Genomic DNA, 13806 nt, shown 5'->3' with positions numbered 1-13806 from the left:
TGGGTTGCTGGAATGGGAGCAAGTTGTGTGCCGGGACCGGACCAATGGGGTTTCGGCACGCCCGGTGAAGTCGGCGGTTACAGACGCCATACCCGGATACCGCCCCCCGTGTCTGCGAGGTTTTTATCTTGGTCACGGTCGCCGCGCACCTATGCGTTGGCTGTTGTTACGACATTTCATGTATCCAGGGATGGACCTCAATCATGACATCTTCAAACGTTACCCCAACCATCACCCACCCGCCGCATCGGCTTCGGCCGGACGCTGACGTCGTTTCACAGGCCTTGAGCGTTTTGCACTTGTTTGCCGATCGCCCGACCTTGCGAGAAACGGCACGATATTCTCGAGCCTCGGTGGAGTGAAACGCCGGGAGGCTCAAGCTTTGCTGGTTATCAAAGCTATGGACTGCCAGATCTTTTGCTCGAAAGTTACTGGCAGGGCAGTTGTAAAGTATTCAGTGACAAGAGCGTTCTCTCACGGCATTCCAACGTAGCAACTCCGCTGGCCATTGACGTCGATTTGAGCGAAATCCAGGAGGTCCTCGATGAGTGGGGGCCGCAGTTACTGGAGTGCTATCAACATGATCTGGCAGCCTTCTGGAGCCAATCGAACGAGGACGATGGCAGCGCCTGGCAACAACTTCGCGAACTGTTCCGGGAGCAACTGTTCATAGCCTCTCAGGCACTTGCCGGTGATCCATTTTTGACGGTCCAGAGCGTACTTGATTACCCCGACAGTACCCAGCGCGAAACAGTCCAGGGCGAAGCTGCGACCGAGACTGCCGTGACATATGTGTACGAGGACGTCAGCACCTCGACGCCGGATGATGTGATTGTCCTGTCGATGATTCGCAAGGTGGAAGGGCGAACCATTGCATTGCTGTACACATTGTCCGGCGGAATCGAAGTGTTCAGCTCCGAGCAAGCCATGGTGCAATCATGGTTTGGCGCCCGCCAGCAGCTGTCGCTAAGAAACTACTGGGCGGAACATGACATTTTCGAGGCGTTGACCCTGAGCCTTCTCGAGCGTCAGCTGCAGGTGATTGCGACGATCAAGCCCGCAGCCTTCGTCGACTTGCCTGGCCTTGAGCGACGATTGGACCAGCTCAGTAGCCCGACGATGTTGCTCGGTGCCTTTCGTTCTGGCCATGAAGCCAGGTTGTCGACCCTGGAAGATTTATTGCCGTCATGGCTCAAGCAGGCTTATCCGGCGGAGCGCGCTACTTACAGCCGGTTGCTGGCCATGCTGGCGGCCCGGAATCGAACCGGTGCCTCATACCTGTCGGACATCGCCCCGATTCATGAATATGCCGAGCAGGCATTGAAGGCACTGATGGTCGAGGACGATGAGGCCCGCAAGTCTATCAATGTGGGCGATATCGAGGTGACGCTGCAGCGATTGGAGAACACGACATTCGAAATCATCGACCCGCCATTCCCCGAGCCTCGCTACCAGACCACCCGCTCGACCTTTGCGCAACTGGCGGTGAAAAACATCGGCGCCTTGCCCCTGGTTCCAGCGCAGATTCATTATCGCAACGGTGAACCACCGCCGTGGCTGACGTATGACTACCTGCGGGAACTGACCACTCGCGCCGACATCGGCCAGCGTTATCCCGACATGTTGCAGCGTAAATTGCTGGACGACCCTTCTGAGTGTAACCAGCGACGACAACAGTTTCGCGCGAGCATGCACATTCAGCTGCCGCTGTTGGCCCTGGAGTTGAAAATCCGTCAGCGCTTGTCGGATACGGCCTATTGCCAGGTAGTCGCCGCCCTGCAATCGGAGATGGTCGATCGCCAGGTCGAGGGACATGCCATGGTGGTCAGACCGCTGGGGTTCCAGGTTGGAACCGCCTCCAGTGCTGACTACGTCTTGAACATGTTTGTGATCGGCCCGCAGGAGCTTGGACGTGGGCCACATGTTCTTTACCGGCCTGCTTCGGACGAGCCAATGCTCGAGTTTGCCTCATGGGAAGCTCTATTGATTGCCATTCAGGAGAATGAATCATTGCAGCGCAGCGTGCTTGCCGGGCTGGCACCCTCGATTCGCCACGTCTATGCCAACGGCGGCTTCGTGGAGCCCCACGAGGGACGGGTAGTGTTCGGTGACTTCGACGCGCTCCAGTCGCAACGTGTTTCGCTCGCCAGCGGGCCGCTGGCAATTGATGTGTTCAGCACGCTGTACCGGTCTTGTGCCCAAGCGCTCATTGAGCAGGCCAAAGGTGATTCCGTATCGAACTCAGAGGCCCGTTGGGATCAAGTAAAGGACTTCGGGTGGGCATTGTTCAATTTGCTACAGCCACTGTTGGACGGTCCATTGGCAGCCATCGGCCTTTTGGTCCAGCTCACCAAGAGCATTGAAGTGTTTGTTCAACGTGAAAATGCCGAGAATCGATTGGAAGCAGCGGCAGATGTGTTGATGAACCTGGCCTTGATACTGGTGCATACGGGTTCGCCCGTACTTGCTATTGCGCACACCGAAGCGTCTGGCGTCGTCGGCGAAACCGCGCTCGATCAGCGCATCCCGCTCGACAATAAAATCGACAGGCGGCCTGTCGGCCCTTTCGGCGGGGAACCGAAGCTTTCTCATGGCTGGAACACTGCGCGAGGCCAGTTATCAGCTCGTCAGCTGGCCGATCTCAACTCATTCAAGCTCTCGCAGCCGTTGCGCGCAGATGCGGTGGTCGAATCCGGCGAGTTTCGCGGGCTATATCAGCAAGGCGAGTACTGGTATGCCCGTGTCGAAGATGACTGGTTTCGGGTGTCGCCCACATTGGACGGGGTCGTGATCACGGATCCGCAGGGGGGCGTCGCGCAGGGGGCCTTGGCTGAAAAGTGACGGGCAGGGTCGCTGGAACTTCGATTTCCGCCTGCGTCTGCTGGGAGGCGCAGGGCTTAGTGTCCGGGCTAAAAGGAAGCTCAAGCAGCTGGAGAAAAAAGCGCAGGATCTATTGGCCGGATACCAAGGGCAGTTGGCTGAGGCCGGACGGATGTCCAAATCTGATCGCCCGCCGGCCGACGTAGAGACGCTCATTATGAATCAGGCTGACCCGTTGGAAGCCGTAGCCGACGATATCGAGCAATTGACCCGGCCAGTGGGTGAAGTGTCATTAAAGCCAATCGTAGATGACTTGAGGGATACAGCCATGCATCTTCGGAAACTGGCACAGCAAACACGGATTGAAATGTACAAATCGCGGAAGCCGACTGCGGGAGCAGTGGATTATCTATGGGAGAAAGAAGAGATACGCATCCAGAAGATCGGCGAGCGAACCGACAGCTCAGCAGGCAAAGGCACTGATTTTTTGCAGGAGTACCAGATTCGCGACACCGCCAACAACAATGTGCTGTGGTATGCACATTTTCATTACTCGACAAAGGAGGCTGCGCCAGCATCCTTCACCAAGGCCCATCTGAAAACAGTCGCGCAGCGTCGCCAGGGTCTGAATTTTCAGAAGGATCAACAAGCGGCTGGCCAAGCAGTGACCCGCATATGGCGTGAAAATATCAGTCCTGCGCTGGCCAGGAAGGTGTTTTTACATCCATAGACTGAAGTGACAGGGCAAGCCTTCCTGGCGGCGACGGTCAGGAAGGCTTGCAAGGCTGCAAGCCAGTCCTGTTTACCTCAGACCAGTTCGCCACAGAGGTCGAGTTCGACCAGTCGTCGCACTTCAGCGATTTCCAGCCCCGCCCCCAACAACCCGTGCAATTTGCCGAATGCCGCTTCGCGAGTCATGCCGCCCCCGGACAACACACCGGCACCGCGCAAGCGACTGCCGGCCTCATAGACATCCAGCTCGACGCCACCTTCATGGCACTGCGTGACCGCCACCACCACCACGCCTTTGTCCCGCGCTCGCCCCAGGCTGGCGAGAAACCCGGGGTTGTCGCTCGGCCCGGTGCCACTGCCATAGCACTCCAGCACCAGCCCCTGAATACCGCTGGCGAGCAAGCCATCCAGTACCTCGGCGCCGATGCCGGGAAACAGCGGCAGTACCGCAACATTCGCCAGTTGTTTGGGCTGGTTGTAATGCAGCTGCGGCGCAATCGAAAGTGCCTTCACACCACCGCCCTGACGCTCCAGGCGTTTGAAGGGATGACGGCCAAAGCTGCGCACTTTCGCGCAGCGGGTCGGCGCCAACAGCTCGCCGTGGAAGTACAGGTGCACACCCGGTGCCAGACCTTGGCCCAAGGCAACCAGTGCGCCGCTGAGGTTTTCCCAGGCATCGCTGTCGGTGACGCCGGCCGGCAGCATGGACCCGGTGAAACACACACGGGCCTGCAGGCCAAGCAACTGGAAGCTCATCGCCGCAGCGCTGTAGGCCAGGGTGTCGGTGCCATGCAGGATCAGCACGCTGTCGCAGCCTTGCACATCCACGGCGTCGACCACGGCTTCACGCAGTTGCTGCCAGTAGGCCGGGGTCATGTTGGCGCTGTCGATCAGGGGCGACATCTCGCGAAAGCGCCACTGCGGCACCACCAGTTCCGGTTGGCTTTGCAGGTACTCGCGCATCCGCGCTTCGAAACCGGATGCGGGTGCCAGGCCATGGGCACTGGCTTGCATGCCGATGGTGCCGCCGGTGTAGAGCACCATGACGTGCTGGGCGGGAGGGCAGGAATTGGGGATCATCTGGAGGTCTCCACAAGAGATGACATGTGGGAGCGAGCCTGCTCGCGATAGCTGTTATTCCGCCAACATCAATGTTGAATGATTAACCGCTATCGCGAGCAGGCGCGCTCCCACAGGTAATGCACTTTAACTGACGGGCGCATGGGATGCGCCCGTCATTTACCGGTCAGCGTTGCGCTGCGGGTACGCCTTGCGGCTCAGCCTGTGCCTGAGGGGCGGCGGCCGGCGGATTGGCTGGCCAGGCCTTGCGGTCCAGATCCAGGTCCGGGAACTTGGCGGAGTCGAACACTGGCGTCTTGATCCCGGCGGTGCGTTGGTCGTCGTAATCTCGCAGGATGCGCATGCCGACCTTGAACAGCAGGAACAGCGCGATCAGGTTGACGAACGCCAGCATGGTCATGGTGATGTCGGCGAAGGCGAACACGGTGCCGAGGTTCTCGATGGCGCCCCAGAAGATCAATACCAGTACCAGCGCGCGGTAGCCCATCAGCGCCTTGCGGTTTTCACCGATCAGGAAGCGCAGGTTGCTCTCGCCCAGGTAGTAGTTGTAGAGGATCGAAGTGAACACGAACAACGCCAGCGCCACGGAAATGAACATCCGGCCCCAGTCACCGACCACGGCGGCCAGGGAGTTCTGGGTCAGCGCGATGCCGTCACCTTCGAAGCCGGGGGTGTAGAAGCCCGAGAGCAGGATCAGCAACGCGGTGCAGGTGCAGATCACGAACGTATCGAGGAACACGCTGAATGCCTGCACCACACCTTGCGCCACCGGGTGCTCGACCGACGCGACAGCGGCCACGTTGGGCGCGCTGCCCAGGCCCGCTTCGTTGGCGAACACGCCACGCTTCACGCCCATGACGATGGCGCTGCCGATCAGGCCGCCAAAGGCCTGATCCAGGCCGAAGGCGCTTTTGACGATGGTCATCAGCATGCCTGGCACCTGGTCGAACTGCAGCACGATCACATAGACGGTCACGCCGATGTACACCAGGGTTTTGACCGGCACCAGCAGGTCAGCGACCTTGGCGATGCGCTTGATCCCGCCGATGAACACCAGGCCCAGCAGCACGGCCAGGCCGATGCCGGTGTAAGTCGTGTCCAGACCAAAGGCATTGTTCAGCGAGTGGGTCACGGCGTGGGCTTGCAGGCCGTTGAAGGCGAAGCCGAACGTCACCAGCAGCAGGAATGCCATGAGCATGCCGAGCCAGCGTTTTTGCAAACCGTGCTGGATGTAGTAGGACGGGCCGCCACGGTAGGTGCCGTCGGCATCGGCACGTTTGTAGAGCTGGCCAAGGGAGCATTCGAAGAAGCTGCTGGACATGCCGACCAGCGCGGTCACCCACATCCAGAACACCGCGCCTGGCCCACCAAGGGTCACGGCGATGCCGACACCGGCGATGTTGCCCGCACCGACACGGCCGGCAAGGCTGAGCATCAGGGCCTGGAACGAGCTGAGTTGCCCGGCGCTGCTTTTGAGGCTGTCGCGGAACACCGCGAACATGTGGAAGAAGTGACGCAATTGAACGAAACGCGAGCGGATCGTGAAGTAGCTACCGAGCCCGACAATGAGCACGATCAGTACTTTCCCTGAGAGGAAGTCGTTAATGACTTCGAGCATGGATTATTCCTCGCTGTTTTTTGTGTAGGCAAATGCTGGCCGGATCGAAACATCGCGTTACACCCGTTGGCGCACGGCACAACAGGCGGGTCGATGTTCGTCCCGGTTTCATATCGCGGGTTTGTTATTAGTTCGGGTTTCGCATGGGTTGTGGTCTCGCTACCGACGGCCGCCCCTGCGAAGAGGGGCGGCACTATACCGATGACGGTGCCGTCCGTCTGCACGGTTTTGATGCATTCGTCTCCTGCAGGAGCGAGCCCGCTCTCACCAAAAAGCAAAAAAAAGGGCCTGGAGACTGATCTCCAAGCCCTCAAAAGGTGAGAGGTGTCTAGTCCCTCGACCTGGTGAGCGGTGCTACAGGTAACGCGTCGGATCAGGCTTTAAGCGGAACCAGACGCGGAGCAATCATGTTTTCCGGGCGCAGGATGTCGGCGAGCATGGCGTCGTCGAGCAAGCCTTCTTCGCGCACCAGTTCCAGCACGCCGCGGCCGCTTTCGAGCGCGATACGGGCGATACGGGTGGCGTTTTCATAGCCGATGTACGGGTTCAGTGCGGTGACCAGGCCGATCGAGTGCTCGACCAGTTCACGGCAGCGCTCTTCGTTGGCAGTGATGCCGACGATGCAGTGCTCGCGCAGCATGTCCATGGCGCGTTGCAGCAGGCGGATCGAGTCGAAGATCTTGAAGGCGATCAGCGGCTCCATCACGTTCAGTTGCAGCTGGCCGCCTTCGGCCGCGATGGTCAGCGCCAGGTCGTTACCGATGATCTGGAACGCTACCTGGTTAACGGCTTCCGGAATAACCGGGTTGACCTTGCCTGGCATGATCGAGCTGCCCGGCTGACGCGCTGGCAGGTTGATTTCGTTGATGCCGGTGCGTGGGCCGCTGGACAGCAGACGCAGGTCGTTGCAGATCTTCGACAGCTTGACCGCGGTGCGCTTGAGCATGCCGGAGAACAGCACGAAGGCGCCCATGTCGGAAGTGGCTTCGATCAGGTCGGCTGCCGGAACCAGCGGTTGACCGCTGATCAGGGCCAGGCGTTGAACGGCCAGGTGCTGGTAACGCGGGTCGGCGTTGATGCCGGTACCGATCGCGGTGCCGCCCAGGTTCACTTCGGTCAGGACTTCCGGAGCCAGGGTCTTCAGACGCGCCAGGTCTTCGCCCAGGGTGGTGGCGAAGGCGCGGAATTCCTGGCCCAGGGTCATCGGCACGGCGTCTTGCAGCTGGGTACGACCCATCTTCAGGACGTGGCTGAATTCTTCACCCTTGGCGGCGAAGGCCTGGATCAGGCTGTCGAGGCTGGCGAGCAGGGCGTCGTGACCCAACAGCAGACCCAGGCGGATGGCCGTCGGATAAGCGTCGTTGGTCGACTGCGCCATGTTCACGTCGTTGTTCGGGTGCAGGTACTGGTATTCGCCTTTCTGGTGACCCATGGCCTCCAGTGCGATGTTGGCGATCACTTCGTTGGCATTCATGTTGGTCGAAGTGCCAGCGCCGCCTTGAATCATGTCCACCACGAACTCTTCGTGGAAGTCGCCGCGGATCAGACGTGCACAGGCTTCGCTGATGGCCGCGTGTTTGGCTTCACTGAGGTGACCCAGTTCACGGTTGGCGTCAGCGGCGGCTTGTTTGACCATGGCCAGGCCGACAACCAGCTTCGGGTAATGCGAAATCGGAACGCCGGAGAGACGGAAGTTGTTCACCGCTCGCAGGGTCTGGATGCCGTAATACGCTTGAGCCGGTACTTCGAGTACGCCAAGCAGGTCTTTTTCTGTGCGGAATGATGCAGCGGAGGACATGATAGAAATCATCTCAATATGGACCCGGTCTGTGCCGGAACACTGCAAATGCTAGGCTTGTGGAGAAATTTGGGCCAATGCTGTTAAACACTGGCCTATGCACATTCGGCATAATGCCTGTGTGACGCCGTGTGTCCGGCGAGCGTGTGACCTAAATTGGTGCGTGTCCGGGAGGACGTGATGAATCTGGAAAGCAAATGGCTGGAGGACTTTAGTGCCCTGGCCGCCACCCGCAGTTTCTCCCAGGCGGCGGAGCGACGTTTCGTGACCCAGCCGGCGTTCAGTCGGCGGATCCGCAGCCTGGAGGCCGCGCTGGGGCTGACGCTGGTCAACCGTTCGCGTACGCCTGTGGAATTGACGGCGGCGGGGCAGTTGTTCCTCGTTACTGCGCGAACCGTAGTCGAGCAACTCGGTGAAGTGCTGCGCCATTTGCATCATCTGGAAGGCGGGCAGGGTGAAGTGATGCAGATCGCTGCCGCTCACTCGCTGGCGCTGGGGTTCTTTCCGCGCTGGATCGCCCAGCTGCGCAATGAAGGCCTGAACATCGCCACGCGATTGGTGGCGACCAACGTTGGTGATGCGGTGCATGCCTTGCGTGAAGGGGGCTGCGATTTGATGCTGGCGTTCTATGACCCGGATGCCGCGATGCAGATGGACCCGGAAATCTTCCCCTCGCTGCACCTGGGCCAAACCGAGATGTTGCCGGTCTGCGCGGCGGATGCAGAGGGCAAGCCGCTGTTCGATCTGGAAGGCGAAGGCAGCGTGCCGTTGCTGGCCTACAGCGCCGGTGCGTTTCTTGGTCGCTCGGTGAACATGTTGCTGCGCCAGCGAGCATTGCGCTTCACCACCATCTACGAAACCGCCATGGCCGACAGTCTCAAGAGCATGGCGCTGGAGGGCCTGGGCATCGCCTGGGTACCGCAACTCAGTGTGCGCGCCGAACTGGCGCGCGGTGAACTGGTGGTCTGCGGCGGACCGCAATGGCACGTGCCGCTGGAGATTCGTTTGTACCGCTGCGCCCTGGTGCGCAAGGCCAATGTGCGGTTGCTGTGGCGCAAGCTGGAGGGTGGGGCGGCGAGCGGTAACAGCTGATTCGGGAAAAATTGGAAGTTTAATTGACCTCTGCCGATGAGATAAAACTTCAAGCTTTGCTGTTCAGGAAGTTTTTTATGTTTTCTCGGTTGGCTGGGCTATAGGTATAACAATTTGATTTCATGGAGTCTCCCTGTGGGGTCATATAAGTCTCACACCACCAGCCGTTGTACTGGACTTCCGAGTCTTCATGTTTGGCACCAAGTAAGTGCCCGATTTCATGGCCGACTGTTGCGTAGCTGGACAGCGAGGCGATAGCAAAGGTTCCGATTTGAGAGGGTTGGCGAACAAGTGCGGCGCCTAGAGTTTTCTCGTTCAGACTATCATTGGTGAGCAGCACTACCAGGGGGATTTCATCAAAGGTATGACCTTGTTCTTCCAGCTTATTTATATACCTGTAGCAATGGAATTCCCATTTTTATAGAGTTTTCAATGTATCGCTACCCTTGTAGTCGAAGTTGCTATAAGGGTCGCCTTTACCAAAAATGACGTGGAATTTTCGCCCGGTGAAACTTTCCAGTTCCGTTATAAATGGATAAAAGTAATCTGCATAAATCGTTTTCCGTGCGGATGCCGTTACATCGTCGTGAATGATGGCGATAATGATGATGGGTTTTTTCTTTTGCTCAATGGTGTTCGTCATTCTTAAGTCCTTTTAAGAAAAGGTTGTTTCGGCTGTTTGTTTATTGATCGTGGAGTTGGTTAATTTATGTCTGTTGCTCCGGGGTTGCGAATAAATCTATGTTTCTTTCAATTGCATAGTTTCGGTTTTTTGCAAATTATTTGGTGTTGAAGTTGGTGCTTTTATCTATATGAGCCGTGCATCTGGAATAGCTGTACCGGCTGACTTTAAAGTCAGTAAATGTTCATGCCGCCTCAGATGACAGATGGTCGCAACAGGGGCTGTTTATCTGTCGTATTGCGGTATACTGCGCGGCCTTCGGCCGGTTCGCCCGGCCATAATTCGTACAATCAAGCCACGCATTCTGCGTGGCTTGTTGTTTTTTGACGCGCCTGCGGGCGCCCAGAGAGAAGAGGCACGACGATGAGTGCACTGGTTGGCGTGATCATGGGCTCCAAGTCCGATTGGTCCACCCTTAGCCACACCGCCGATATGCTGGAAAAGCTCGGCATCCCTTACGAGGTGAAAGTGGTCTCTGCCCACCGCACCCCGGACCTGCTGTTCCAGTACGCTGAAGAAGCCGAGGCGCGTGGTATCGAGGTGATCATCGCCGGTGCCGGTGGCGCGGCCCACTTGCCTGGTATGTGTGCGGCCAAGACCCACCTGCCGGTACTGGGCGTTCCGGTGCAGTCGTCGATGCTCTCGGGCGTCGATTCCCTGCTCTCCATTGTGCAGATGCCAGCGGGCATTCCGGTCGCCACCCTGGCCATCGGCAAGGCCGGCGCGATCAACGCCGCGCTGCTGTCGGCGAGTATCCTTGGCGCCAAGCACCCGCAGTTCCATGAAGTGCTGAAAACCTTCCGTGCTGAGCAGACAGACAGCGTCCTGGATAATCCAGACCCACGCATTGCCTGAGGTTGTTGACGATGAAGATCGGTGTAATCGGTGGCGGCCAGTTGGGTCGCATGTTGGCGCTGGCGGGTACTCCGCTGGGCATGAACTTCGCTTTCCTGGACCCGGCGCCGGACGCCTGCGCGGCGGCATTGGGTGAACACCTGCGCGCCGACTACGGCGACCAGGATCACCTGCGTCAGTTGGCCGATGAAGTCGATCTGGTGACCTTCGAGTTCGAGAGCGTCCCGGCCGAAACCGTGGCGTTCCTGTCGCAATTCGTTCCGGTGTATCCGAGTGCCGAAGCCCTGCGCATTGCCCGCGATCGCTGGTTCGAGAAGAGCATGTTCAAGGACCTGGGGATTCCAACCCCGGCGTTTGCCGACATCCAGTCGCAAGCCGATCTCGACGCCGCTGTGGCGTCCATCGGTCTGCCGGCCGTGCTCAAGACCCGCACCCTGGGTTACGACGGCAAAGGCCAGAAAGTGCTGCGCACCCCTGAAGACGTGGTCGGCACGTTCGCCGAACTGGGCAGCGTCGCCTGCCTGCTGGAAGGCTTCGTGCCGTTCACCGGTGAAGTTTCATTGATCGCTGTGCGTGCGCGCGACGGTGAAACCCGGTTCTACCCGCTGGTGCACAACACTCACGACAGCGGCATCCTCAAGCTGTCCGTGGCCAGCACCAATCACCCGCTGCAAGCGCTGGCCGAAGACTATTCCAGTCGCGTGCTCAAGCAGCTGGATTATGTAGGCGTCATGGCATTCGAGTTCTTTGAAGTCGACGGTGGCCTCAAGGCCAACGAAATCGCCCCGCGTGTACACAACTCCGGACACTGGACCACCGAAGGCGCCGAATGCAGCCAGTTCGAAAACCACCTGCGCGCCGTGGCCGGCCTGCCGTTGGGTTCGACGGCCAAGGTTGGTGAGAGCGCGATGCTCAACTTCATCGGCAAAGTGCCGGAGACCGAGAAAGTCCTGGCCATCGCCGATTGCCACCTGCATCACTATGGCAAGGCCTTCAAGGTGGGGCGCAAGGTCGGTCACGCCAACCTGCGTTGTGCGGACCGCGACACGCTAGCCGCGCAGATCCTCAAGGTCGAAGCGCTCATTGCCGAATAGTTTCATGTGGCAGCGGCGGAACCATTAAGGGGTCGCCGTTCTCTCATGGCAGGATGCGAAAGTCTGGCTAGGCTTTCGCATGACTATCCATTCAGAGGGAAATGCCATGGGAATTATCGGAACCATCTTTATCGGCCTGATCGTCGGCCTGCTGGCGCGGTTCCTGAAACCGGGCGATGACAGCATGGGCTGGATCATGACCATCCTGCTCGGTATTGGCGGTTCGCTGGCAGCCACGTATGGCGGTCAGGCGTTAGGCATTTACCAGGCCGGGCAAGGTGCAGGCTTCATTGGTGCCCTGGTTGGCGCCATTGTGTTGCTGGTGATCTACGGCCTGATCAAAAAGAGCTGATTCGTACGACAAAGTCCTCTCGGCCGCGCAACCCGAGAGGGCTAAAATGCCCGGCGAATCACCGTCCTTCCTTTTACCGAGCACCTTCATGCGCCGTCTTTTGTTGACACTTCTTTTCCTGGGTACGGGCTTTGCCCACGCCGGCGAACTGCCGGAAACCGACTGGCTCGAACTGATGCCCAAGTCGGATCAGAAAGCCCTTGAGGCCATGCCTGAAATCGACCACAACTCCCCCGAGGCCAATGGCACCTTTACCCAAAAGGGTGGCATGAAGCAGAGCAAAGGCCTGCCTGCGGTGATGTATTCGACCAAAACCGTTGCGTCGATGAACGACAAGGACATCCGTATCGGTGGCTATCCAGTGCCGTTGGAAACAGACGAGAAAGGGCGCAGCACCCTGTTTTTCCTGGTGCCGTACCCAGGCGCCTGCATCCACGTGCCGCCACCGCCACCGAATCAACTGGTGCTGGTGCGGTATCCAAAAGGTTTGAAACTGAACGATATCTACACGCCGTTGTGGGTGACCGGCACGCTGAAGATCGAGAAGGTTAGCAATGACCTGGCCGATGCGGCGTATGCGCTGGATGCGGAGAAGGTGCGGGTGGTGAAAGAGTCCGATCTGTAGAGATTCAAATGTGGGAGCGAGCCTGCTCGCGATAGCAACCTGACAGCCAACGATGATGTTGGATGGGGTGACCTCATCGCGAGCAGGCTCGCTCCCACACTGTTTTTAGCGCAGCTTAGAGCGGCTTGCTGTCGATGCTGACGCCCAACGTATGGCTCGCACCCGGCGCCAGCGAAACCACGTCACCCATCACATTCGCCGTTTCGATGCACAGCATGCGCTGCCAGCCATCGTTGGCCATGTCGCTGAACGCAGCGGCGCGATCGATCCAGGGGTTCCAGATCACCGCAGAGCGTGAGCCAGAGCTGGTCAGCTCGATGCGTCGCTCCCAGGCTGGATCGACGATGCTCAGGGTCGCCGGGGTGTTCAGGTAGATGCGATCGGTCTCGCCGGCAAATCGCAGGTCGCCGGACTGAGTCACGGTTTTCCAGTCGTCCAGTGTCTCGATATAGTCCAGGCCATCCAGTCCTTCGACCTGCACGTTGCGCACATCGCTGACGGCGAAATAGCTGTGCAGCGCCTGGCTGATCGTGACGTTTTCAGCGCCCCGGTTGAGGCTGGTCAAACGGATGTGCAGTTGCTCATCCAGGCGAATGTTCAGCTTCAAGTCCACCTGGTGTGGCCAGCCCGGCAAACCGCCTTCGGGATAGGGCAGGAGGAATTCGACGTTGAGGCTTTCGCCCTCGGTTTCGATGCCACCCAGTTCCCAGTCCATCGCACGCACCAGACCATGAGCCGTCGCCGGTTCGTGGCTGACGCGCATGGCCTGAACGCTCTGCGGATTGCGCGCCAGGTTACCGAACCACGGCCAGCAAACCGGCACACCGGCGCGAATGCTCTTGCCCGTCTTGAACACCGCCTCGTCGTTGAGCCAGATCAGTGGTGGCTGGCCGGCCAGTTGATAACTGAGGATCTGCGCGCCTTGCTGGGCGACCAGCAATTCGGCCTGGCCGTGGCGGATGCGCCAGCAGTTCAGCTCATCCAGTTTCACGGCTTCAACGTTGGGCGTGTTCATGGGGCAACTCTCGATCAGGAACAATGACGACTACAGACTGCAA

General features: G+C 59.0%; 13 protein-coding genes. 7 read left to right on the top strand and 6 right to left on the bottom strand.

What is annotated here, in order from left to right:
* Positions 1-417 precede the first annotated feature (417 nt).
* Both ACGJAX_RS05740 and ACGJAX_RS05735 read left to right on the top strand, forming a co-directional pair.
* Entirely contained in the window at positions 418-2841 is a 2424-nt protein-coding gene (locus ACGJAX_RS05740) for a dermonecrotic toxin domain-containing protein (protein ID WP_390957798.1), read from the top strand.
* A gap of 151 nt (positions 2842-2992) precedes the next feature.
* Positions 2993-3550, top strand: coding sequence for a hypothetical protein (locus ACGJAX_RS05735; RefSeq protein ID WP_390957796.1), 558 nt, complete (start codon positions 2993-2995; stop codon positions 3548-3550).
* Positions 3551-3627: 77 nt separating this feature from the next.
* Here the strand turns inward: ACGJAX_RS05735 and ACGJAX_RS05730 are convergent, their stop codons facing one another.
* The 3 genes from ACGJAX_RS05730 to aspA all read right to left on the bottom strand — a co-directional run bounded on the left by ACGJAX_RS05730 (position 3628) and on the right by aspA (position 8048).
* Complete coding sequence (locus tag ACGJAX_RS05730) at positions 3628-4632, bottom strand: asparaginase domain-containing protein (protein ID WP_390957794.1); 1005 nt, start codon at positions 4630-4632, stop codon at positions 3628-3630.
* Positions 4633-4798: 166 nt separating this feature from the next.
* A complete protein-coding gene (locus ACGJAX_RS05725; protein WP_390957792.1) occupies positions 4799-6250 on the bottom strand; it encodes an amino acid carrier protein in 1452 nt (483 codons plus the stop codon).
* 373 nt (positions 6251-6623) lie between these two features.
* Complete coding sequence (gene aspA / locus ACGJAX_RS05720) at positions 6624-8048, bottom strand: aspartate ammonia-lyase (protein WP_090326741.1); 1425 nt, start codon at positions 8046-8048, stop codon at positions 6624-6626.
* 180 nt (positions 8049-8228) lie between these two features.
* Here aspA and ACGJAX_RS05715 point away from each other — a divergent pair, with 180 nt between their 5' ends.
* Complete coding sequence (locus ACGJAX_RS05715; protein ID WP_390957790.1) at positions 8229-9140, top strand: LysR substrate-binding domain-containing protein; 912 nt, start codon at positions 8229-8231, stop codon at positions 9138-9140.
* A 49-nt stretch (positions 9141-9189) separates the two neighbouring features.
* Here the strand turns inward: ACGJAX_RS05715 and ACGJAX_RS05710 are convergent, their stop codons facing one another.
* The gene (locus ACGJAX_RS05710) at positions 9190-9480 is read right to left on the bottom strand and encodes a reprolysin-like metallopeptidase (protein ID WP_390957788.1); all 291 of its coding nucleotides are present in this window, start codon (positions 9478-9480) and stop codon (positions 9190-9192) included.
* A gap of 78 nt (positions 9481-9558) precedes the next feature.
* Entirely contained in the window at positions 9559-9783 is a 225-nt protein-coding gene (locus tag ACGJAX_RS05705; RefSeq protein WP_390957786.1) for a hypothetical protein, read from the bottom strand.
* Between the two features lie 402 nt (positions 9784-10185).
* Here ACGJAX_RS05705 and purE point away from each other — a divergent pair, with 402 nt between their 5' ends.
* From purE to ACGJAX_RS05685, 4 genes are all read left to right on the top strand, one after another.
* On the top strand, positions 10186-10677 hold the full coding sequence (purE, locus tag ACGJAX_RS05700) for a 5-(carboxyamino)imidazole ribonucleotide mutase (RefSeq protein ID WP_090326730.1): 492 nt from the start codon (positions 10186-10188) through the stop codon (positions 10675-10677).
* 11 nt (positions 10678-10688) lie between these two features.
* The gene (locus tag ACGJAX_RS05695) at positions 10689-11771 is read left to right on the top strand and encodes a 5-(carboxyamino)imidazole ribonucleotide synthase (protein ID WP_390957784.1); all 1083 of its coding nucleotides are present in this window, start codon (positions 10689-10691) and stop codon (positions 11769-11771) included.
* Between the two features lie 106 nt (positions 11772-11877).
* A complete protein-coding gene (locus tag ACGJAX_RS05690; protein ID WP_259497681.1) occupies positions 11878-12123 on the top strand; it encodes a GlsB/YeaQ/YmgE family stress response membrane protein in 246 nt (81 codons plus the stop codon).
* 88 nt (positions 12124-12211) lie between these two features.
* A complete protein-coding gene (locus ACGJAX_RS05685; RefSeq protein WP_247255266.1) occupies positions 12212-12748 on the top strand; it encodes a DUF3299 domain-containing protein in 537 nt (178 codons plus the stop codon).
* A gap of 115 nt (positions 12749-12863) precedes the next feature.
* Here ACGJAX_RS05685 and ACGJAX_RS05680 read toward each other — a convergent pair whose 3' ends face one another.
* Complete coding sequence (locus ACGJAX_RS05680; RefSeq protein ID WP_390957781.1) at positions 12864-13763, bottom strand: D-hexose-6-phosphate mutarotase; 900 nt, start codon at positions 13761-13763, stop codon at positions 12864-12866.
* Positions 13764-13806: the final 43 nt, after the last annotated feature.

The sequence above is a fragment of the Pseudomonas moorei genome (assembly GCF_042846945.1).
Lineage (GTDB): Bacteria > Pseudomonadota > Gammaproteobacteria > Pseudomonadales > Pseudomonadaceae > Aquipseudomonas > Aquipseudomonas moorei.
Note: the sequence above shows the minus strand (reverse complement) of the source record. Positions and strands in the feature narration are given on the sequence as shown.